The organism is Pseudomonas sp. GW822-FHT02D10 (assembly GCF_058802345.1).
Window position 1 is genome coordinate 108,454 of the sequence record NZ_JBXAOB010000006.1, and the last position, 21,476, is coordinate 129,929.

Below are 21,476 nucleotides of genomic sequence, written 5' to 3' on the forward strand. Positions count from 1 at the left end.
GATAAGAGCCCGACGTCAATATTTCGCTATCCACCCAACGCAATCACTATGCCTGGATCAAGAATTAGAAATAATGCGCCAGCTATCGTAAAAATATGATCGCTTGCATGTTGAATGCTCTCACGAGAAATTCGAGTCTCGGAATCGACGATAATTTTATGAGCTTTAAGTGTAAGTTAGCGCTTGGAATGAGAATATAAAGCTGCAGGTCACCCAACTGGTTTGTGTTGCCGTAGGTCAAGTGACGGCGGGGCTATTTACCTATCAAGGCCATAGTCCCGCCTTGCAACTCAGAAACTAGCGAATACTGCCTCTACGGTTTCCAACAGACGGGTCGCATCCTTCTCTTGGAAGATCAAAGGCGGTCTGATTTTGAGGATGTTGGCATCAGCTCCGGTCGCGGAAATAAGAACACGATGCTGTCTGAGTCGGTTGACAGCAGCCAGGGCAAGATCCATATCCGGTTGCTTGCCACCCAAGTCTTTAACCAGTTCAACACCAAAGTACAGGCCTGCACCGCGAACATCGCCGATTGCCTCGTAACGGGTGCCGATATCACGGAGTCCTTCCAGGAGGAACTGGCCCATTCTATGGGAGTTCTCCATGAGTTTTTCCTCTTGGATAACATCTAAGGTCGCCTGCGCTGCAGCAATGGCAACGCTATTGCCGCCAAAGGTATTGAAGTAGCGCATGTCACGACCAAATGCGGAGACAACATCCTCTCTGACAACCACGCCTGCTACAGGATAACCATTGCCCATCGGTTTACCCATGGTGACAATGTCCGGATCGACCCCATGGCGCTGGTAACCCCACATGTGGGTACCACTTCGACCAAAACCGGATTGGACTTCGTCCGCAATGAACAGTCCACCCGCCGCCCGAACTACCTCTGCGACCGGAGCAAGCAGGTCTGTTGGTTCACTGTACAAACCGTCTGACGAGAATAGGGAATCAGCGATGAACGCAGCTAGCCCACCGCCATGACGCTCCATGTCCTCGATTTGACGTTTCACATTTGCCGCCATCCACTCGCCCATTCCCTCACGAGGGATTCGATAAGAGTCCGGCGCGGGTACGACCCTGACGAATGGATCAAGCTTCGACTTGCGGCCCAAGGATGGCGAGAACCCGGCAGTAACGGCCGAGTTACCGTGATACGCCTCAGCTGTGACGATCACGCCAGTCTTGCCGGTATGGTAGCGAGCAATACGCATTGCAAGATCGTTTGCTTCTGAACCTGTACAAGTGAACATCGTACGGCCTTCGCTACCGATACGGCCGTGATGGGTGTTCAGCAGTTGCTCAGCGTAGTTAAGCAAAGGTTTTTGAAGATATCGGGTGTGGGTGCACAGAGTTTGAACTTGCTGAGTTATTGCCTGTACTACACGAGGGTGGCTATGCCCTACGGATACCACGTTGTTGTAAGCATCGAGATATTCGTTACCTTGGCTGTCGTAAAGATAAGCACCTTGACCACGCGCAATTTCTACAGGGTCAGAGTAGAACAGTCGGTAAGCTGGGCCTAGCAAATCCTTGCGCCGCTCGATGTGCTTCTGAGTGACAGCGTCCAAGTGATGTACTGCGTTTGGATCCATGCCGTTGGCCATGTCGCCACGGTAGCCTTTCGGAATATTGCTCATGATCATACCTATTGTGTTGATCTAAAAATTTCAGCTTCGAAGTGCTGAGCACGTTCGGAAGAGGGATGCGTTCTTGGAAATCTCATAGATCTCCAAGCCCGCTACCGTAAGTAATGCGGCTTTCGGATTACTAAATTAGACTTTGACTAATCATAGGCCGGCAGTCCTGGCTCCAGATGTGCTCACTCACGCCGTTTGATCGCCCAGTGAAGACTCTAGACGCTCATATTTCTTCGGCTCGCAGACTTTGAGATACCAAGCCCCAATTACTCCAATGACAAAAGACCCAAGCATCATCGCCTTGAAGATGTAATCCAAGACCCCTTGAACCCCGAGAAGCACATCAAAGCTTGTAAGTGCCACGTAGAGCAAAGGCAACAGCCCGGCGACACTGAGCAGAGGCGCAACGAACGTATGCCAAGAACGGTTATCAACTTTGTTTCGGCGGAAAAATACGAAAATTGCGATGCTTGCTAATGTTTGGGTCATGATGATCCCCGCAGCGCCAACTCCTGTAAACCAGGTGAACAAAGTCTCGTATGGGCTCAATTGCATAATCGCAAAGAACGCGACAACTACAGCGACCATCACCGTTTGCACATAACACGCAATGTGGGGAGAGCGCTGCACCGGATGAGTCAGTGCAAGTGCTTTGGAAATCAGTCCCTGACGCCCAAGTGCAAACAAATAGCGAGCCACGTTGTTGTGGAAGGTGACAATGGCTGCGAACAAGCTTGTGATAACCAACACTTGGAAAACCTGTGATGCATATCCTCCAAGTACTTGATTGCTTACATAAAAAATCAGTTCGCCCGATTGCTGCTTCCCAATTTCTACGGCATGTTCTACACCCATTGCGTTGATCAGCAGCCACGCTGTGACGGAGTAAAATACACCCATGAAAATAACAGCCACGTAAGTCGCGATTGGTACTGTTCTTTTGGGATTACGAGCTTCCTCGCCGTAAATGGCAGTCCCCTCAAACCCTATAAAAGATGCGTGAGCAAACATCATAGCAACGCCAATTGCTCCAGAAAACGTTGCATTCAAGCTGAACGGCTCGAACGAGAACGTACTGACAGCGGGTGTGGTGTTGCTCATCAATATCCCGATGTCGAGGACGAGAATTACGGCGGTCTCCAATGTCAGCAATATCGCGAGCACTACAGCGCCAGCATGCAGTCTGCGCAGCCCCAACCATAGACATGCAGCCATTGATGCAAAGGAGTATACCCACCATGGTAAATGTATCCCTGCACTTTTACTTAGTAGTTCATTCAAGTAATAGCCAATGCCACCATACAATCCTAATTGAATGGCATTGTATGAGAAAATCGCCAGTGAGGCGGCACCCAAACCAACAGGGCGACCTAGCCCTTTAGTGATATAAGCATAGAAAGCACCAGCATTAGTGATATGGCGACTCATGGCGACGTAGCCGAAAGAGAAGAGCAGCAATATTAGGGCTACGGTCAAAAATGCCCCGGCAATGCCGATGCCGTTCCCAGAGCCAATAATGACCGGGAACAAGGCAACCACCACGGTTAGAGGCGCGGCTGCAGCGATAACAAAGAATACTATTCCCATAATACCGACGCTGTTGCGCTGTAGACCTTGCGCAGAAGCGTTCGCCGATTTTTCGTCCATCGAATGGAGCATCGAGCCCCGATCAGCTTTGTTGCTAATATTGATCGACATGGGTGAAACCTCGTATGTGATTTTATTGTAAATCGAGGCAGAACTAATTTTTTCTGTAAGGCACTTAAAAAGCGCCTTATCTCTAGTATTTATTTTTTTATAAGGCAATATTTACCCTGAGTGTTTTTAGGTGCTAGGGCGCCTCATTGAAAAGTTCTGTTCGAGTGAGTTTTGTGGATACAAACTTAACGTCCATATATTCCTGCAAGCCCCACGGGCCGCCCTCTCGACCAAGCCCGCTGTCCTTCACACCGCCGAATGGGGCCTGTGCGGTAGATGGTGCGCCGTCGTTGATTCCAATCATCCCGTAGTCCAGCGCTTCAGCTACTAGGTAGGCCCTGGTGAGGTCACGCGTCCAAAGGTAGGCTGCCAATCCATAGGGAGACGCGTTCGCTTTCCGCACCACCTCTGACTCGCAATCAAAGACGATCAACGGTGCAACTGGCCCGAAAGTTTCTTCGCTCATGATGAGCATTTCTTCGGTAACACCGTTGAGCACTGTAGGCTGCACGAATAACCCATCGAGAGCTTTGCCGCCCGCCACTACGGAAGCTCCTTTCCCTATAGCATCTTTGATGTGCGCTAGTGCTTTGTCCCGACCTTGAGCGTCCACCAAAGGCCCGATACGAGTGTCCTCTGAGAGCGGATCACCGACCTTCAAGTCTGATACTGCATGTCCTAGCTTGTCAGCAAACTGATTCGCAATAGAGCGGTGAACGTATATTCGGTTGGTGCAAACGCAGGTCTGCCCCGCATTGCGGAATTTACAAGAAATGACTTCCGCGACGGCAGCATCCAGATCAGCGTCTTCAAAGATGATGAAGGGTGCATGCCCCCCTAGCTCCAGCGACACACGTTTCAGCGTGTTTGCCGACTGCCGATAGAGTGCTTTGCCGACCTCAGTGCTGCCTGTAAATGTGAGCTTCCGAATACGGGCATCATCAAACATGACTTTTGAGACCGCCACAGGGTCATTAGTTGTAATGACCTGTAATGTCCCGGCTGGGCCTCCGACCTTTTCCCAAAGCCAAGCTAGGTACAGTGCAGTCAAAGGTGACTGCTCTGCCGGCTTCACTATTGCGGTGCAACCGGCCCCGAGCGCAGGGGCCAGTTTGCGAGTGATCATCGCTGCTGGGAAATTCCAAGGAGTGATCGCGTAGACTGGGCCTACCGGTTGGTGCCAGCTAGCCAACCTCTTGTCGCCCGCGTGGCTTGGGATTACATCGCCTGCAGTACGTAGTACTTCACGAGCATAAAGCTCAATGAACGAAGCCGCGTACCGCACCTCACCGCGCGCTTCCTGGATAGGCTTCCCCATCTCCATGGAGATCGTGAGTGCCAGTCCCTCGATGTGTTCGAGCATTGCAGCATGCCATGCTTTCAGCAATTCACTTCGCACATAGGGAGTAGTACGGCGCCAGACTTCAAAAGTGGAGCTTGCTTTTTCTACGGCCTGGTGTGCCACATCAGCGTCGGCTGCAGCAACATTCGCTATCGCCTTGCCCTTCGACGGCGAATAAACTTGGAAGAAACGGTCAGTAACTCCCCAGGTTCCGCCGACGAAGAATGAGCATTCAATTGGGGCCGCGTTGTCATTTGGGAAAATTGGGAATTTCATTGGAGTACCCTTCGCTTACTTGCTCAAGCGTTCAGTCAAACTACGGAAAATCCGAGAGCGGGCCACTTGATATCCGAGCTTCTGTCCCACTTCGGTTTTCAGTAAGCCATCCAAGAAGCCGCCTTGATTTTTCTTGATCTTGCGACCTGCCACGGTGTCAGAGTTGCCTGCTAGGTCGGCCAAAATGCGCTGCGCCGCGTTATGCCCTGGCATTCCGCTGACGCCGCCTCCAGGGTGACTTCCTGAGCCACAGAGGTAATAGCCAGGTACCGGTGTACGGTAGTGAGCCGCTTCGGGAATCGGTCGCTGGTCGAACAGGTTATTCAAACCGATCATCGATTGATGAAAGATGTTCCCACCCGTGATGTTGTAGTCGCGGTGCAGATCCAACGGTGTGATGACATGCCGAGCCAAGATGTGATTACGCATATTGGGGGCATACCGGAAGTAGATTTCGAGAACCTTGTCTGCCCATTCTTCCTTGCGGCTGTCCCAATCACCATGCGCCAGGTCGAATGGCAGTTGCTGAACACCGAGTGACAACGTGTGAGTACCAGGTTTCGTAACCAGTCCTGGATGTGTCACTGATGGAATCAACGCTTCGACGACCATGTCGTCTGGGAATTCACCTTTCTGCTGAGCCTGCCATGCCTTCTCGTACAAAGCTGGAGAGGGCCCGAGGATATTTAGACCTTGGTGTTGGGGGCCAGTAGATCCTGGTTCGAAACCGACGTAGTCGGGCAAGGCATCTACAAGAAGGTGGATTCGAGCCATAGAGCCGCGCTGGTCAATGTTTTCAGCCGACGCGCGGACGTTTGGCGGCAGAGCTCCCTCTGGCAAAAGTCCAACGAGGGATCTCGTAGGATCGGCGCCGGAAACAACTAGCGAGGCGCTTATCGTGTCCCCGTTCGCTAGCTTTACACCGACGGCCTTGCCGTCCTCGACCAAGACTTTTGAGATAGCGGCAGACAGTCTAACCTCACCACCATGAGCGACTAGGCCATTGACCATGGATTGACTGATGCTGCCCATGCCACCTTCCGGCAACCCGTAACGGCCGAATGAACCTTCAAACTCGCCAAGCGCGTGATAACCGTATACGTACGCTGTACCTGGAGTGTTGGGGCTGCCCCATGTGGACACCAACCCCATGAACATCATGAAGCCACGCAGCCGGTCGGACTGGATGTACTTCTGAAGCAACTCTTCTGCCGAAGCTTCCATGAACTCGTCGTAGAGTTCGATCTCACCTGCTTTTTGGAAGATTTCGCGCAACTGCGCTTGGCTGGGAGGATCGCTCAGCTGAATTTCGTGCGTGAGATCGCCGAACCGCTTTAGGCGAGTGGCGAAGCGCATGAAGCCTTCGCCATCAACCTTATTGTGCTTTTCAACGGAGCGCAGGGTCTTGTCGATCTCCTGCCACAGCATGACGTTGTCACCGTCATCCCACAGGGCCATTTCCTGCATCGCAGGGGAAACTGAATTCAACCCGAAGCGTTTCAGTTCGAGATCGTCGACCACCTCAGAACGAAGCATCATCTGAATGTATGAGCACGAGGAGAAGGTTGCTCCGGGTATCAGCTCTTCAGAAGTGCAAGCGCCGCCAATGATGTTGCGAGCTTCTAGGACAACTGTCTTTAAGCCTGCCCGCGCAAGGTAGTTAGCGCAAACCAAGCCATTGTGTCCTGCTCCAATGATTACTGCGTCGAACGTTTCATGTGCCATTTTCATGATCCCCATCAGAACCATACTGTGAGCCCGTGCCCTTGTTGGAGGTGCCGAGCGCGGGCCGCTTGTTCCTGTCAGTTTGGCAGGATCAGCTTGAATACTTGGTGATCTGTGAATGTGTCGTCAGGATTGCCAACAAAGTTACCGGTGACGGTGCCCGATGCGCCTTCAAAAATCCCGCTGCCGCCTAGTACCCGCCAAGTGATCGAACCGGTCACGTAGCCATCTGGTTGAGAAATGATCTTGCCAGGCACGGATGTTTCAACCGTGAGTTCACTGTCAATGCCTTTAAAGTACACCTTGCCGCTTTCATAGCTGGTGTCGCCAATCACAGTCACAACGGTATCGAACTGGGCATGCTTAGCCGGTACCTGAAGGGTGCCTTCGTCGTCCAACGCACTCTCATCAGTGGACGCAAGGACAAGCCCATTTGCTCTTGAGCGCACGACCCCTTGAGCGTGACCAATCGGCTCGCCACGACCGGTGAAATAAATGACCATAGTGTAAGTTTTCATATAGCACTCTCAGATTGGCGGCAGGTGTTTCGAAGGTAGGAAGTTGCATCCTCGCGGCGGATGGCGGACAGTCTTTCTAAGCCCTCCCAAGCAACTCCTGTATTTTTTAGAATATATTCACGATTTTCCGGATATCGTCTTGCTCGAAATTCTGTAATAGCTACAGCCACGCAGAGGCGTGTAATTATTAAGTCATATAGAAGACCGATTTCTTCGTCTTCCAACGGCAGGACGCTATGGTAAGCACCGACCAGCTCTGCCACTTTACTAAGCGGGTTTGGCCCAGCTGTTTGATAGCTGGCGGCAATAGCAACATCGTTCACCAAAGCGGTATAAACCATGTCACCGAAATCCAGAATCCCGGATACAAGATCCGTATCGTTTGGGTTCATCAGGATGTTGTGCGGGTTGTAGTCCGCATGAATGACCTGATGCCTAACATTTTCAAGCTTGCCCAGAACATTCTCGACAAAGTTATCCAGGCCCTGGCGGACAAGATTCCAGCGCGGCTCATCTACCGTTGTGCTGGCATCTGGAAGCATTGCACGGCAGCTACCTGCCTGCTGGATATTCCATGCAAGTTCACGGATCGCACCCGGATGATGGAAATCCTTTAGCGCAAGCCCGAGCTTAGCCAAACTGACTCCAACATTCTGAAGCTGCCTAGTGGTGGTCGGCGTACGGGCCAGAGCCGGCCCTTCCAAAAAACGCGTCAAGCATGCGGTTCTTGGTGGGTTCTCGCCTGCCTCTACACTCACCACTAACGAACCATTAGCCAAGGGCACAACACCCGGTAACGGTAGGTCAGGTGCATGGCTGTCGATCCATTCCAATGCAGACACTTGCAAGTCAATAACAGCCGGATCATCTGCAGGGTTAGATAACCGCAATATAAAACGCTCGCCCTGTTTGCTGGAGATCAAGAAAAGCTCATCTCGTTCACAGCTGATACGCGAACTGTTGCTTTGTAAACCCCAATGCTGATTCACCAGTAGGTCGATTTCAGCAAGTGCGGTAGGCGACACACTGGTCGTCATATTTTTATATGACTTCGCAACATTGCTTTGAGTCATCATAATCTCGCCAAAGCTAATCTCAGGGCGAATGGAAGCACCGGCTATAATAGCCAAGTGCTCCAAACGTTTAAGACGTAGGTTAGAAAGTTAGTGGTCAGTCTTCGAAGTTCATCATCACGTGACGGATCACGGTGTAGTCTTCCAAGCAGTAAATTGACTGATCTTTACCGTAACCGGACATTTTCATCCCGCCGTGAGGCATTTCGCTCAGCAGAGTGAAGTGTTGATTGACCCAAGTAGTACCATATTGAAGTCGGGCACTTACTTTGGCGGCTGTTTTCGCGTCACGTGTCCAGACAGAAGAAGCCAGACCGTAACGACTGTCGTTAGCCCACTCCAAGACCTGATCCACGGTATCGAACTTAGTGACCGAGACGACTGGCCCGAAAACTTCACGCTGAACGATTTCGTCCTCTTGGCGCGCGCCGACCACCAAAGTAGGTTCGTAGTAGAAGCCATCGCGAGCCGGTGCTTTACCGCCTGTCACGATGGAGATATGTGATTGCTGACGTGCGCGGTCGACGAAACCAGCAACGCGGTCACGCTGACGTTGGCTTACCAGGGGGCCTAACTCAGTTCCTGCCTTATCAGTGTCACCCAGGCGAATAGATGTCACAGCTTCTTGAAGCTTGCTGACCAGGGTGTCGTGTACGGAGGAGTGCACGTAGATTCGGCAAGCGGCACAGCAGTCCTGACCAGCGTTGTAGAAACCAGCAGCGCGTACTGTGTCGACCACTTTATCCAGATCCGCGTCAGCCATCACGATTACTGGAGCTTTACCGCCCAACTCCAGGTGAGTGCGCTTGAGGTTACTGGCTGCGGCTTGAAGTACCTTCTGACCAGTTGTTACATCGCCGGTCAGAGACATCATAGCTACGCCTGGATGATTACCAAGGTAGGCACCTACGGTGTCACCACGACCTGCCACGATGTTAACAACGCCAGGTGGCAGCATTTCTGCCAGCAGAGCACCAAGCTTCAGTGCTGTGAGTGGAGTGTTCTCAGATGGCTTCATTACCACGGTGTTGCCAACGGCGATTGGAGCAAAGATCTTCCAAGTGGCCATAGCGAGGGGGAAATTCCAAGGTGCAATGGCGCCAACGACACCGACTGGATCCCTACGGATGATGCTGGTGTGGTTCGGGACGTATTCGCCAGCCGCAAGGCCACTCAGAACTCGGGCAGCGCCGGCGAAGAAACGGATGTTGTCCACTACACCTGGAATCTCGTCCTCAAGCATGCGCTCGTAAGGCTTACCAACGTTCTGGGATTCGATGGTTGCGAAAGCAGCACCTTCCTGCTCGATTCGATCTGCGATCTTCAGAAGCAGCGCGGCCCGCTTGCCTGGGGGAAGTTGCGACCAGGCTGGAAACGCTTGACGCGCAGCAGCAACTGCTTCGTCAACCTGTTGTTCCGACGCTTCGTTGACTTCACCAAGGACTTTGCCGGTCGCGGGGTTGAACAGGGTTTCCGCTTTGCCTTGACCGGGCACCACGCGGCCGTTGATCAGCAGATCGGTGATGAAAACGGGTTGGTTGCTCATGATAAAACCTCTTAGAGACATCGAAGCAGGCACGCAGTTCGTGCCTTCGTGTTGAGCCAATTTATGACAGAATGGCTAGATCCGGTATGTCCAATAGGGAATAGGTTGTATGTCCACTTTAGACCCCAATCTGCTTTCGGAACTGATCCTGCCAAGCTTACGTTCTGACCCAAAAATCTCGCTCCAGAAGCAGATTTACAAAGCGTTCCAACAGGCCATTTTGTCTGGAGCCTTGGGCGCCGGGCACCGGCTGCCCTCTACTCGGCAGTTGGCGCTGGAGCTAGGGGTATCTCGGATCACGGTGACACTCGCTTACGACAAGCTAAGCGCCGAAGGCTATATAGCCACCGCTAAAGGCAGTGGGACATTCGTGACGGATACACACCCACTGATTCATCGAGAGCTAACCGCTGCACACCCGGAAAAGCGGGATCTTGATGAATGTGGCCTCTCCACACGAGCTAAGCGCCTGGTGCGAAGTACCCATGGAGGTAATCAGCAATCAGGAGCTTTCGTGCCGGGCATTTCGGACACTCTTCACTTCCCATTCCACCTGTGGCAGCGGATGCAGAATCGCTACACAAAAAAACCACATTCCGCTCTAACTGGGTATGGCACCGGCGGCGGTTACGCTCCCTTACGCCAAGCTCTTGCTGAGTACCTGCAAATTTCCCGCTCGGTTAAATGCACGCCCGAGCAGGTAATCATCACCATGGGCACGAATCAGTCGCTGGATCTGTGTGCACTGATGTTGGCAGATGCGAAAGACGTCGCATTGATAGAGGAACCGTGCAACTGGAGCACTGCTTTGATTTGGCGCGCCGCGGATCTTCAGGTCGAAACCCTAGGGCTGGATGAAGACGGTTTGAGGCTGCAGGACTTCCCATTTGCAGACACCCAAGCTTCACATCATCCGAAATTGGTGTTCACGACGCCATCGCACCAATACCCAATGGGCGGCGCGATGAGCCTGCAAAGGCGTAGGCTTCTGATCGAGCTGGCGCGGCGGTATAACTTCTGGATCATCGAGGACGATTACGACAGCGAGTTCCGGTATGACACAAACCCACTGCCGTCCCTGCAAGGTCTTGACCACCACGAGCGGGTTATCTACTTGGGCACATTCAGCAAGGTAATGTACCCGGGGTTGCGCATGAGCTACCTGGTCGTCCCTCAATCGTTGGCGCAGTCGTTTTCGAGTGGACTCAACCAACTTTTTCGCCCCGGGCAGCTGAGCCTTCAGGCCGCAATGTCGGACTTCATAACAGAGGGATATTTTGCAAGCCATGTCAGGCGTATGCGGGGCATCTACGCAGAGCGCCAGCGCGAGCTCAAGCGGTCACTCGATAGTCACTTCAGAGACTCCATTCAGATCTCCGGAGGGAATGCAGGACTGCATCTGACTACCCGTTTCAACAATCCGGTGGACATAAGCCGGATGACTTCATTCTGTGATTCGAAGGGGGTTGCCCTCAGGGATTTATCGCTTTATTACCAAGGCAAGAGTCCGATGGCAGGCTACGTTTTAGGCTATGGCGGTATCGCGACAGATCAAGTGGAAGCGGCGGTTCAAATAATGGCTCAAGGATACGACCTAGCCACGCGTTAGCGTCGGTGCGGAGGGATCCATGACATTGGGGACTCACCAGTCTTATTGGGTGCGTGGACTTTTAAGCCCAACAACGAATGCTTCGTCCGGACACCTGAGCGTGACTCGCCGTGATGCAGTATTGGTGCCTGCGCGTAGGCTGCTGGCATCACTATATGACCGGGGAAGAAGGTTTCGATACGGTCTGTAGAAAGGACGGCCCCCAAGTAGACTATCTCCCTCTGTGCACATCAGGCGGCTACAGTAATAGGTGATACAAGCAGGTTGCTGGCTTTCCAGCGTGGTATCAATTCAATGTTCGCGGCGAAAAATTGGACTTAATGAGTTTTTAGAATTGGACGTAGGCTCGGGCGACAGATTGTCATAGCTTGTGGCCATCAGCGAAGATCTGAGTACTGCCTCGTTAGCCCGTACACACTCAGCTGATCTCATGGTGGCCGGTTATTTAGATACTGCCATCTACAAAAGTTGGTTTTAAGAACAGCTACAGCTAGTACTGCATCGCACACCTTCCCGAGTGAATCTCAATCCGTCTTGAGTATCTACATTTTGGCCAACCTATCAATTAAAATCCGTATCGCGGGGCTAGCGGGGTTGTGCATGCTAGGAACCGTTGGTGCACTGGCTTCATTCTCCATTAAAAGTATTAACGATGTTGCGCTGTTTGCTAATGAATACAGTTCGAAAGCCTTGGGCGATAGCGCTATCCAGTACATGCAGGAACTGGGTAAAGAGCAAGCCCAGGCTGTGAGTCAGCGCTTTTCATCTGCTCAAATTTTCGGTGATGCATTAATGCAGCAGGTTAGATTTCACCGTCTATATAGCCAGAAGCTGGATATGGATCCGGTATCGACCAGAAAAGGCTTGAACGAGCTCCTTCTATATCAAGTCAAGTCGAATCCTACCTTGTTGGGTGTAGGTATTGGATTCGCACCCAATGCTCTAGACGGATCTGACGCAGCGTTCGTGAACGACAAAGATGCAGGGGGTAACGAATCGGGCCGATTTGCTTCATATGCGTCGACGCAAGTGCCTAGTTACATAATGAGCGATAAGGAGATGGCAGATGATGGTTCCCCAGGCACCTTCTGGTACACATGTGCGATGAAGAATGGAAAAGATTGCGTGACAAATCCGTATTCATTCACGAATACGGAGGGTGTGACGACGTTGATGTCCACGGTCTCTATTCCGATTCTAGACGGAGAGAATCGCCTAGGTGCAATCTGCATCGACTTAAGCCTCAGTAGTCTTCAGAAGATAGTCGATGACTCAAGCCAGAGGCTCTATGGCGGTGAGTCAAAAATAACCTTTATCAGTGCGGATGGCGTAGTGGCAGCGCGCAGTGGGGAGCCCTTGTCTGCCGGGAAGAAATTTCTGCAAGTCGATCAGGTCACAGGTGAACAAATCACTAAGCATCTTGGTAATGCAGAGCTTGCGGTGGTTAAGGCTGTAGGCCAGACAGCGGTGATGGCGCCGTTTGCCCCTATCTCAGGCGGCGGTAATTGGACAGTGGTGATCCAAGTTCCTGATTCACTACTCTTTGCATCCTCTAATTTACTACGTGAAAAGCTGAGTGAGGCAAGCAAAGCGGCAACCACTTTACAGGCTGTTGTCGGTTTGGTCGCAGCATTGCTAAGTATACTAATCCTATGGATGATGGCGGGTACGATCACCCGACCAATCTTGCGCGTAGCAAGCGTGTTCAAGGACATAGCTAGCGGCGGTGGTGATCTAACGCGTCGGGTAGATTACGATCGAAATGACGAGGTTGGTAACCTTACCACGGCCTTCAATGAGTTTCTGGATAAGCTTCAGCCTATCATCCGACAAGTGAGCCTCTCTGCTGATAGCACCCGAAAAACTGCCAGCGATGCAGCCGACATTGCTACTCAAACCAGTGCGAGGATGCAAGATCAGTTGCGGGAGATTGATCAAGCGGCTGCCGCATCCCAGGAGATGAGCGCAACCTCTCAAGACGTAGCTCGTAACGCAGCTTTGGCGGCAGACGCAGTGCGACAAGTTGATGCTGCAACGAGGCAGGGGCAAACCACCGTAAACCAAACAACCGAATCAATAGCAAAGCTCGCATCTAAACTTGATCTAGCTGTTCAGCAAGCCGAAAGCTTATCTGCAACCAGTTTGAAAATAGGTGGTGTGCTTGACGTAATTAATTCCGTAGCTGAACAGACAAACTTATTAGCTCTCAATGCTGCTATCGAGGCTGCAAGAGCTGGTGAATCTGGTAGAGGGTTTGCTGTTGTAGCCGATGAGGTGAGGCACCTGGCGAAGCGTACTCAAGACTCAGTCGCCGAAATTCAAGTGGTAATTGAAAAATTACAATATGGTACTGGAAGCGTGGTTTCCTCGATACATGACAGCCACACACAAGCCGGAGAAAGCGTCAAAACTGTTGAGGTCACTGTTCAAAAATTCCAGGATATCAACCAAGGAGTAGAGGTTATTAGTGATATGGCGCTTCAGATTGCGAGTGCAGCGGAAGAGCAAAGTGCTGTGTCAGAAGAGGTCAGTCGAAATATCTCGGCCATACGAGACGTTGCACAGTCGCTGACTATTAAGGCTGGAGACTCTGCTAGCATGAGTCAGTCCCTTAGTCGCCTCGCAACTGAACAGAAGGCGCTTATGTCAAATTTCCAAGCTTAATCTGATGATCCAATAGGATGGTGCAATGGAGGAGTTCCAGCGAAGTCGTAACCAGAAAATTGAGCGTTTGTTGGATGAGATGGGTAGGTTCTACAATCAGTTCTCTTCTGTAATGGCAGTGCTGTTAGGCGGCTTGCATAGCCGAGCTCGAACGGCATCCTGAATCGCTCGACCAACTGAAAACTGAGTTGCGCTAAGTCAGATTCTGAAAAAGAAAAATTTGTTCGTAGAGAAACTGCGCATCGAGATAGTAGACTTTGACAATCCCCTTGCAGGCCGAAAGTTCCACTTTTCTCCTGACACGAAAACTTATAAAAGCGTGTCCAAGGCTTTAAGCCAGGCAGCGAAGACGGGGTACTTTTGTTTCGATGAAATTTTTGTTTTAGCTAACGCGCTGCTCGATGAGGAGCTAGCGGTGGCTGACGCGTTACGCGTGCGCTTTCCCTGCATTCTGGTTGATGAGATGCAGGACACTACGTATGACCAAGCCAGCATTCTCTGCAGGGTGTTTCCACGCCAAGATCCAGACGTATGCGTCATCCGTGTAGGGGATCCGAACCAAGAGATCTTTGAGGTGTCGGCGCTGATTGAAAACTGACCCACCAGCCTTTACTGGGTCAGTTTTCGGTCAGCAGCAACAGGTTAGTGCTATATATTACTGCGCTGGGACAGATCAGCGCATCAACGCATTTTCAGTTTCGCTAGACCCACTGATGCAGCTTCAAAGTATTGAACGAGTGAAAAGCTGAACATGGCTCTGCGACCCTTGAGACCTGGCTGACCAAGTGATTTTTGTTAGCGACTGTTAGTTTTTAATCAGACCAAAGCTTTGGCGTTTTCAGTCCCTATTTTCCGTTAATCAGTTAAAACGCTGCCTCCGGATTTCGCGAAACTCTTGGCTGTATTCAGCTTTTGCCGTCGGTTTGGAAAGTCCCTCCCCGGCTATCAAACTTAACGTTGCTTTGGCGCAAGATCAATTTCCCTTATCAAATCGTCAATGGCGGTGAGTATGAATTCAATCGTTGGTTCGTCGATGAACCTCCCGTCCTGGATCTTTTGATTGATGCCAGGAATGACGATTTGGGGGCAACAAATCACTTTGGAAAGCGTGGCGGATAGCGTTTCACGCAGTTGGGATTGCGCGCGGACGCCACCGAGTAGCCCGGGCGATGAGGTCATGATCAGTACGGGCTTATTTTTTAGCGGTGAATGAAAGCCGGGACGCGAAGCCCAGTCCAGCGCATTTTTCAGTACGCCAGATGTGCCGTAGTTGTATTCAGGAGAGCAAATGATCAAGCCATCGGCTTGTGAGATTGCTTCTTTCAGGGCTGTCACTGAGATCGGCAATACCGTTTCTTCAAGATCAGCGTTGTATAGGGGAAGCTCATTCAGCGCGAAGATGTTCATCGCAGCACGAGTTCGCAGCCGAGCGGCAAGCGTCGTGAGCACCGCAGTGTTCGTTGACTGTGAACGCAGACTCCCGGATATGCCAAGCAAACGATAAGGTGCAGTGCTCATAAGACCCCTTAGAGGAGGGAGGGAAATAGTCGAAATTACGCTTCAACATTCTCTGAAAAGGGGGCGCCGATCATCACAAAAACGGCCCGGGCAATCCGGTCACTTTTGTTACGCCATGCGTGCCTTGTCCCATTCTGAACAACGATATCTCCAGCCTTTACAAGCCGAGTCTCACCATTGTCCAATTCCAGCCACATCTCTCCTTCCAGAATTATTCCGTAGTCAATGGTGGCGGTGGTGTGCATACCCGGATGTTCCGGCTCAAAGGTTTCGATCAGGCCGGGAAGCGCAGCACCCAGCTCCTCAAAAGCCTGAGCCCCTCCAATTGGGTTTTGCATGATGGAGTCTGGTGGAAAATCAAACATCGCTAAGCTGGTACCTCCCTTAGGAGGAATAAGTGACGCATAACTGAGTGTGGGATCACTCACTTGCTCGGTGCTCACCGGATTTGCTGCTGTTGTCCATAGCTGCGCCATGGCGTGCCCAGGTATGGAAGCAAAGGACTTGGCTCGCGGGGCGTAGTCGTCTGAAACGAACACTGAGTTTCCGTGTTCGTCGTGGCCGGTCACGATTCTTCTAATTTTCATTTTGAATTACTCAGTAAGAACACAACGGCGATGTAGCCGAGAAAGGCAGCGAGAGGTTACGGGGCCGCTCCTCTCGCTACATTACTTTAAGGACAGATGACGTAGTTGCTAAAGCCGCCGTGACGGTTTTCGATACCGGTAATCGCGTTGTTGACGTCTTCTAGCTTGAAGGCCGTATTTTCAAAAAATGAAAGATCCAGCACACCGGACTCAACCATGTCAGCCATGGCTTGTCCTTGACCAGTGGTGAACCAGGCAGACCCGCTGATCTGAATGTCGTTGTCCATAATCCAGTGCAGGTCGATGGGGACTTCTCCAGCGATGGCGCCGACGTTGACCAAATGACCACCACGATGGAGGGACTTAAGAGCTTGGGTCAGGCTTTCGTGGGGAGCCCCAGGGCCCAAGGCATCAATGACCACGTCGACGCCTTCGCCGTGGGTGACTTCAAAGGCCCATTCATTGGTGGGAATCGCACCAAGGGTATGAATTTCGATCCGACCTGGGGCTGCTAGGTCTTTCACCTTTTGGAACAGCTCTTGGTTGCGCGCAGTGCCGAGGATTTTGCGTACCCCCATGGCCAACGCCAGAGCGACTGCACCTAAACCGAGTGTGCCGCTGATCCCGTTGATTAGGATAGTGCTACCGGGGCCCGCGTTGGCCTTGAGCAAAGCCTTGTAGGCGGTGCCCAGATAGCCTAAGCGCGCGGCGGTTTCGAAACTGATGTTGTTCGGCAGTTTGACCAGACTGTATTGCGGGGCCGGGATGTACTCGCAAAGGCCGCCGTAGGGGTAGTCTTCGAACATGCGCGGACTTTTCGGCGTGAAGCCAAAATAGCCGTTGAAGGTATAGGCGGTGCAAGCAATTGTGTTACCCGCACGGCAAGCTCGGCAGGAGCCGCAATGTCGGCCAGGGTTGACATACACCCGGTCGCCGACCTTGAAGTCGTAGACTTGAGCACCCACTGCTTGGACGACACCTGATGGATCGAGGCCGAAAATGGCAGGAAGTTTCGGCAGCGGATTTTGAGGGAACCACTTAACCCAATTGGTGAGAATGTTGTGGAGGTTTGGGACGATCCCACATGCCTTCACCTTGACCAGCACCTCGGTGGGGCGAATTTCGGGTACAGAAACTTGCTCGATGACCATGGGTTTGCCGCCTTCGTACAGACGTGCAGCGCGCATAGTTTTTGCAGTCATGATGTTCTCCAACACATATTGTTTTTGTAGTAATACCTAACCTTTGGAGCACGCTTCAAATCTGGGGCACTAACGCAGTCCGTCTTCACCCTTTACGTCGGAGGCAGCTAGACCGCCCAAACGTGCATGTATCCGTCCGCCGGTAGCCATGGCTAGACCAAAGGCAATTTCACCACGACGAGGGCCGTCCCATACGGTCATCTCAGCAACACCGAAATGGCTACGAACGTATGCAGCTTGGATATGCCCTAATGGGATCATCACTCGGCAGCCTGGGCCACCAATAGTCTTGGCCGCAGGGACGATCGCCTTCGGATTACCTAGTGCTTCGCGCATTGCCCAGCCACCTGCTTCGTGCCATACAGCGCCGTGCTCTAACTCACCGTCTTCACCAACGATTGCGCCCTTGCCATAAGCCTGTACGTGTTGAGCTCCGCCCAGGGTATGGATCAGTTGCTCCGACAGCTCTGCACCCAAAGCTCGCAGTTCCTGCATAAACGGCAACAGGTCTTCGACGTATCGGCCTGCATAAGGATTGGTAACCACGGCAGTGGCCACTGCAATCCTGAGCGGAACGGACGAGCGGGGCCCGCCTTCGTGGAATACTTCTTCGACGTCCAGTTTGACCTTACGAACTATCACAAGCGACATACCTAACCTCCAGAACCGAGAGCCTCAAGTGGCTCGCTATTTTTTTGAACCGGCCTTTTGCATTATGCATTTAATGATGTATGGTGCAAGAAGTTAGTTTTTATGCACAAAAAACAGGAGAGGATCATGAAGCTGATTTCGTATCGAAAAGAGGGGAAGGCCCATTTCGGAGCAGTGTCTGGCGATGGGGTGGTCGAGCTGACTCGTCGCTTTGCACAGATTCCGGATCTCGCTTCTTTGCTGGCGGAGCCGACGATGATGCAGGAGGCCCGGCAGATAGTGGACGCAGCTGAGCCCGATTACCCCTTTTCAAGTGTCGAGTTGGAAGCCGTCATACCGAATCCCGGTAAGGTCATTTGCGTCGGCATTAACTATGTCGCTCACGCGGAAGAGGCCGGTAGAAAGGTTGGAGAGTTCCCGGTCATTTTTCAGCGTTTTGCCGAAACCTTGCTTCCCCATGGAGAGCCATTGGTAAGGCCTCAGGTATCAGAGCAATTTGATTTCGAAGCAGAGTTGGCCGTTGTGATTGGAAAAGGCGGCGCGCACATCGATCCGAAGGATGCGATGGATCATGTTGCGGGTTACACCTGCTTCAACGATGCCAGTGTGCGCGATTGGCAATTCCATACGCACCAGTACGGTATGGGCAAGACCTTCAGGAAAACCGGTGCGCTAGGCCCATGGCTGGTTCCGGCTTCAGAAATTCCCGATTACCGTAAGCTGGTAGTGCGGGGAGTACTCAATGGCGAGCAGTTGCAGGAAGGCAGCCTTTCGGAGCTGGCTTTTGACATTCCCCATTTGATTTCTTATGTATCGAAGGCACTTCCCTGGAACCCGGGAGACATTCTGGCAACCGGTACGCCAAGCGGGATTGGCTTCAAAAGGAAGCCTCCAATTTTCCTGAAACCCGGTGATGTTTTTGAAGTGATCATCACGGAGATCGGGACGCTATCGAACGGCGTTATTGACGAAGCCTAAGCGTTGTCCTCTACACAATCATAAAAACCGGAGGTTCCATATGCCCGCATTACCCACTATCAATTTCACCCACACCGGCGTGTTTTGCGCAGACCTTGATCGTATGGTCGATTTTTACTGCCGTACCCTGGGCTTCATCGTCAGTGACAAAGGTGTCGCTTCTACAGGGCATCGGTTGTTTTTTATGACGCAGAACCCCGAATTGCATCACCAGGTTGTGCTCTTCGACGGTAAGCCTGTCGACCTACCATTCAACCCGATCAACCAGCTTTCGTTTCTGCTGAACTCTCTGGATGACCTCAAGGCCTATTATCAATTCGCCAAAAAGAGCGGCATCGAAGGGATTGCTCAGGTGGATCACGGCAACGCCTGGTCGATGTACTTCAAAGACCCTGAAGGCAATCCCGTCGAAATGTATGTCGATGCGCCGTTCTACACCGCACAGCCTTGCAAGGAACCACTAGATCTCGAGTTGCCGACTGAAGTCATCCTGGCCCAGACCGAAGCCATGTGTAAGCGTCGTCCCGGTTTCCAGACACGAGAGCAATGGATGGACTCCATTCGGGCGAGGATCGAAGAGCAACGGGTTCGAATCGGTTAGTCGTTTAGGGGAGGGCCATCGGGCCTTTCTGAATGTTGGATGCCGAGGTCTGGTGGGTGAGCGTGCGAAAGTCGGTTCATCGGCCAGACGTTGCGATAGATAAAAACAAAAAGCGGAGTAGACGATGGACTACGATGTCATCATTGTTGGAATGGGGCCGGTCGGTGCTCTGTGCGCGAATCTCGCCGGCATGTGGGGGCTGAAGGCTCTCGTCGTGGACAAGTCCGAAACGGTGTACACCAATCCAAGGGCTATGGGCTTTGACCACGAGGTGATGCGTGTCTTCGGCAACATTGGCTTGGCCGATGACATTGCCGAACATGTCATGCCTTATCGTCCCTCTGAGTACCGTACTACCGGTTCTCAGCTGATCAAACGCATTGATGCCGCCAAACCTCCATTTCCGTTGGGTTGGGCACCAAACTACGTGTTCTCGCAGCCACCTGTAGAGCGTGCGCTGCGTAAAAAAATTTCGAGCTTCAAGTCTGTAACGGTAGAACTCGGCTCAGAGGTTTTATCGGTTGACTCCAAAGATGTACAAGCTGATGTTCGCATCCAAGCTAAGGATGGAACTGAGCGCACTGTGTCTGCGGACTATGTCTTGGCATGTGATGGGGGCACCAGCCCGATCCGAACCCGTCTAGGGTTAAAAATGGAGGATCTCGCATTCGATGAGCCGTGGCTCGTCGTCGACGTAATCCTGAATGAAGGGGCGGGTGAGCACCTGCCAAAGACGAACGTGCAGTTTTGCGAGCTGGCCAGACCTTGCACCTTTGTCGTAGGCCCGGGTCAACATCGGCGTTGGGAGTTCATGATCAATCCTGACGAACAACCGACGGAAATTTCCCAGCCCGAAGTGATCAAGAAGTTGATCTCCCGCTGGTTGCCTGAGGGCGACTATCAGCTATGGCGAGCCTCTGCTTACCGATTCCATGCACTGATTTTGGAACAGTGGAAGTCCGATCGAGTGTTCTTTCTAGGGGATGCCGCACACATGACGCCTCCATTCCTGGCTCAAGGCATGTGTCAGGGAATCCGCGATGCGCTGAACCTGGTCTGGAAGCTCGCGCTGGTAAAAGGAGGTCTGGCAGCACCGGCATTCCTGAATACCTACCAAACTGAACGGATTCCTCACGTCCGCCAAACCACCCTGGCAGCCAAAGAATTTGGTGTAGTGATCTGTGAGCGTGATAACGAGAGAGCAGCGATCCGGGATACGCGATTAATCCAGCAGATGACGGAAAATCCGGGAGGTACGATCAGACAATCGCTGATTCCTGGGCTGTCGCGAGGCTTTGTCTCGCAAGTCGCTCCTGCCGGTGAGCTGTTTCCTCAGCCAATGGTCATTAACCATACGGGTAAAAAAGCTCTGCTGGATGAATTTACCGGGCAATCCTTTCGAGTGGTGGTTGCGCCTGGATTCGACGCTAGCGCGTTACTGAGATGTCTGCGCAGTAGCCAATCCCTTAAAGGTCTGCCCATTCAGGTCGTGCGATTGGTCAGCCCTCAGCAGACTGCTGCTCGCACTGTTGATGATTATGAAGAGGTCGACGGCGTGCTGACACAATGGCTTGAGAGTCGAGGCTGCAATGTGGTCATCGTGCGGCCGGATCACTACGTGTACGGCGGGGCAGTCACTGTCGCCTGGGCGATGGAACTGCTAGAGGGAATGGAGCTTGCCTTGTGGTGCAAGGAACCTGAGCAGGCTAGGCAGAGTAGCGGCGGAGCGGGCGACACGACAAACAGGTTTGCGCAGGTGTAAACCTACAAGGGGCTGTAGAGCCTTCGCATTGCACTGTCCACGAAAGCAGTTGCGATGCGAAGGTTTTTTTGAGTTTGAATTGG

The 21,476-nt window shown here is 52.2% G+C and carries 16 protein-coding genes and 2 pseudogenes; 7 read left to right on the forward strand and 11 right to left on the reverse strand.

Features of this window, described 5'->3' with window-relative positions; translation table 11 throughout:
* Window positions 1-290 precede the first annotated feature (290 nt).
* The 7 genes from AC1RPZ_RS12075 to AC1RPZ_RS12105 all read right to left on the reverse strand — a co-directional run bounded on the left by AC1RPZ_RS12075 (window position 291) and on the right by AC1RPZ_RS12105 (window position 9,821).
* A complete protein-coding gene (locus AC1RPZ_RS12075; RefSeq protein ID WP_493137251.1) occupies window positions 291-1,649 on the reverse strand; it encodes an aspartate aminotransferase family protein in 1,359 nt (452 codons plus the stop codon).
* 180 nt (window positions 1,650-1,829) lie between these two features.
* A complete protein-coding gene (locus AC1RPZ_RS12080) occupies window positions 1,830-3,341 on the reverse strand; it encodes an APC family permease (protein ID WP_493137252.1) in 1,512 nt (503 codons plus the stop codon).
* A gap of 133 nt (window positions 3,342-3,474) precedes the next feature.
* Window positions 3,475-4,959 (reverse strand): NAD-dependent succinate-semialdehyde dehydrogenase, encoded by a 1,485-nt coding sequence (locus AC1RPZ_RS12085; protein WP_493137253.1) that lies wholly within the window; start codon window positions 4,957-4,959, stop codon window positions 3,475-3,477.
* A 15-nt stretch (window positions 4,960-4,974) separates the two neighbouring features.
* The gene (locus AC1RPZ_RS12090) at window positions 4,975-6,684 is read right to left on the reverse strand and encodes a phytoene desaturase family protein (RefSeq protein WP_493137254.1); all 1,710 of its coding nucleotides are present in this window, start codon (window positions 6,682-6,684) and stop codon (window positions 4,975-4,977) included.
* A 77-nt stretch (window positions 6,685-6,761) separates the two neighbouring features.
* Window positions 6,762-7,202, reverse strand: coding sequence for a hypothetical protein (locus tag AC1RPZ_RS12095; RefSeq protein ID WP_493137255.1), 441 nt, complete (start codon window positions 7,200-7,202; stop codon window positions 6,762-6,764).
* Entirely contained in the window at window positions 7,199-8,332 is a 1,134-nt protein-coding gene (locus tag AC1RPZ_RS12100) for a phosphotransferase (RefSeq protein WP_493137256.1), read from the reverse strand. The genes AC1RPZ_RS12095 and AC1RPZ_RS12100 overlap by 4 nt, the downstream gene beginning before the upstream one ends.
* 40 nt (window positions 8,333-8,372) lie before the next feature.
* Window positions 8,373-9,821 (reverse strand): gamma-aminobutyraldehyde dehydrogenase, encoded by a 1,449-nt coding sequence (locus AC1RPZ_RS12105; RefSeq protein ID WP_493137257.1) that lies wholly within the window; start codon window positions 9,819-9,821, stop codon window positions 8,373-8,375.
* Between the two features lie 109 nt (window positions 9,822-9,930).
* Here AC1RPZ_RS12105 and pdxR point away from each other — a divergent pair, with 109 nt between their 5' ends.
* From pdxR to AC1RPZ_RS12125, 4 genes and pseudogenes are all read left to right on the forward strand, one after another.
* Entirely contained in the window at window positions 9,931-11,430 is a 1,500-nt protein-coding gene (gene pdxR, locus AC1RPZ_RS12110) for a MocR-like pyridoxine biosynthesis transcription factor PdxR (RefSeq protein ID WP_493137258.1), read from the forward strand.
* Window positions 11,431-12,267: 837 nt separating this feature from the next.
* Window positions 12,268-13,236, forward strand: a pseudogene (locus AC1RPZ_RS12115) (PDC sensor domain-containing protein); the annotation flags it as partial.
* 315 nt (window positions 13,237-13,551) lie between these two features.
* Window positions 13,552-14,094 (forward strand): annotated as a pseudogene (locus AC1RPZ_RS12120) (methyl-accepting chemotaxis protein); the annotation flags it as partial.
* 220 nt (window positions 14,095-14,314) lie between these two features.
* Window positions 14,315-14,692, forward strand: a complete 378-nt coding sequence (locus AC1RPZ_RS12125; RefSeq protein WP_493137259.1) for a UvrD-helicase domain-containing protein — start codon at window positions 14,315-14,317, stop codon at window positions 14,690-14,692.
* Window positions 14,693-15,045: 353 nt separating this feature from the next.
* Here the strand turns inward: AC1RPZ_RS12125 and AC1RPZ_RS12130 are convergent, their stop codons facing one another.
* The 4 genes from AC1RPZ_RS12130 to AC1RPZ_RS12145 form a co-directional block, all read right to left on the reverse strand.
* On the reverse strand, window positions 15,046-15,612 hold the full coding sequence (locus AC1RPZ_RS12130) for an NADPH-dependent FMN reductase (protein WP_493137260.1): 567 nt from the start codon (window positions 15,610-15,612) through the stop codon (window positions 15,046-15,048).
* Between the two features lie 35 nt (window positions 15,613-15,647).
* Window positions 15,648-16,199, reverse strand: coding sequence for a cupin domain-containing protein (locus tag AC1RPZ_RS12135; RefSeq protein WP_493137261.1), 552 nt, complete (start codon window positions 16,197-16,199; stop codon window positions 15,648-15,650).
* A gap of 86 nt (window positions 16,200-16,285) precedes the next feature.
* Complete coding sequence (locus tag AC1RPZ_RS12140; RefSeq protein WP_493137262.1) at window positions 16,286-17,401, reverse strand: alcohol dehydrogenase catalytic domain-containing protein; 1,116 nt, start codon at window positions 17,399-17,401, stop codon at window positions 16,286-16,288.
* Window positions 17,402-17,470: 69 nt separating this feature from the next.
* Window positions 17,471-18,052 carry an amino acid synthesis family protein gene (locus AC1RPZ_RS12145; protein ID WP_493137263.1) on the reverse strand — a complete coding sequence of 194 codons (582 nt, stop codon included), beginning with the start codon at window positions 18,050-18,052 and terminating at the stop codon, window positions 17,471-17,473.
* 126 nt (window positions 18,053-18,178) lie between these two features.
* Between AC1RPZ_RS12145 and AC1RPZ_RS12150 the strand changes: the two genes are divergently transcribed.
* The 3 genes from AC1RPZ_RS12150 (at window position 18,179) to AC1RPZ_RS12160 (ending at window position 21,393) form a co-directional block, all read left to right on the forward strand.
* Window positions 18,179-19,030 carry a fumarylacetoacetate hydrolase family protein gene (locus tag AC1RPZ_RS12150; RefSeq protein ID WP_493137264.1) on the forward strand — a complete coding sequence of 284 codons (852 nt, stop codon included), beginning with the start codon at window positions 18,179-18,181 and terminating at the stop codon, window positions 19,028-19,030.
* A gap of 40 nt (window positions 19,031-19,070) precedes the next feature.
* A complete protein-coding gene (locus AC1RPZ_RS12155; protein ID WP_223545249.1) occupies window positions 19,071-19,631 on the forward strand; it encodes a VOC family protein in 561 nt (186 codons plus the stop codon).
* A 124-nt stretch (window positions 19,632-19,755) separates the two neighbouring features.
* Complete coding sequence (locus AC1RPZ_RS12160) at window positions 19,756-21,393, forward strand: bifunctional 3-(3-hydroxy-phenyl)propionate/3-hydroxycinnamic acid hydroxylase (protein ID WP_493137265.1); 1,638 nt, start codon at window positions 19,756-19,758, stop codon at window positions 21,391-21,393.
* The last annotated feature ends 83 nt before the right edge of the window (window positions 21,394-21,476 follow it).

Coding starts and splice junctions, on each gene's coding strand:
- AC1RPZ_RS12140 (WP_493137262.1), bottom strand. CDS start 17,401: ATGACTGCAAAAACTATGCGCGCTGCACGTCTGTACGAAGGCGGCAAA.
- AC1RPZ_RS12155 (WP_223545249.1), top strand. CDS start 19,071: ATGCCCGCATTACCCACTATCAATTTCACCCACACCGGCGTGTTTTGC.
- AC1RPZ_RS12130 (WP_493137260.1), bottom strand. CDS start 15,612: ATGAGCACTGCACCTTATCGTTTGCTTGGCATATCCGGGAGTCTGCGT.
- AC1RPZ_RS12090 (WP_493137254.1), bottom strand. CDS start 6,684: ATGGCACATGAAACGTTCGACGCAGTAATCATTGGAGCAGGACACAAT.
- AC1RPZ_RS12145 (WP_493137263.1), bottom strand. CDS start 18,052: ATGTCGCTTGTGATAGTTCGTAAGGTCAAACTGGACGTCGAAGAAGTA.
- AC1RPZ_RS12080 (WP_493137252.1), bottom strand. CDS start 3,341: ATGTCGATCAATATTAGCAACAAAGCTGATCGGGGCTCGATGCTCCAT.
- AC1RPZ_RS12160 (WP_493137265.1), top strand. CDS start 19,756: ATGGACTACGATGTCATCATTGTTGGAATGGGGCCGGTCGGTGCTCTG.
- AC1RPZ_RS12085 (WP_493137253.1), bottom strand. CDS start 4,959: ATGAAATTCCCAATTTTCCCAAATGACAACGCGGCCCCAATTGAATGC.
- pdxR (WP_493137258.1), top strand. CDS start 9,931: ATGTCCACTTTAGACCCCAATCTGCTTTCGGAACTGATCCTGCCAAGC.
- AC1RPZ_RS12105 (WP_493137257.1), bottom strand. CDS start 9,821: ATGAGCAACCAACCCGTTTTCATCACCGATCTGCTGATCAACGGCCGC.
- AC1RPZ_RS12075 (WP_493137251.1), bottom strand. CDS start 1,649: ATGATCATGAGCAATATTCCGAAAGGCTACCGTGGCGACATGGCCAAC.
- AC1RPZ_RS12135 (WP_493137261.1), bottom strand. CDS start 16,199: ATGAAAATTAGAAGAATCGTGACCGGCCACGACGAACACGGAAACTCA.
- AC1RPZ_RS12150 (WP_493137264.1), top strand. CDS start 18,179: ATGAAGCTGATTTCGTATCGAAAAGAGGGGAAGGCCCATTTCGGAGCA.
- AC1RPZ_RS12095 (WP_493137255.1), bottom strand. CDS start 7,202: ATGAAAACTTACACTATGGTCATTTATTTCACCGGTCGTGGCGAGCCG.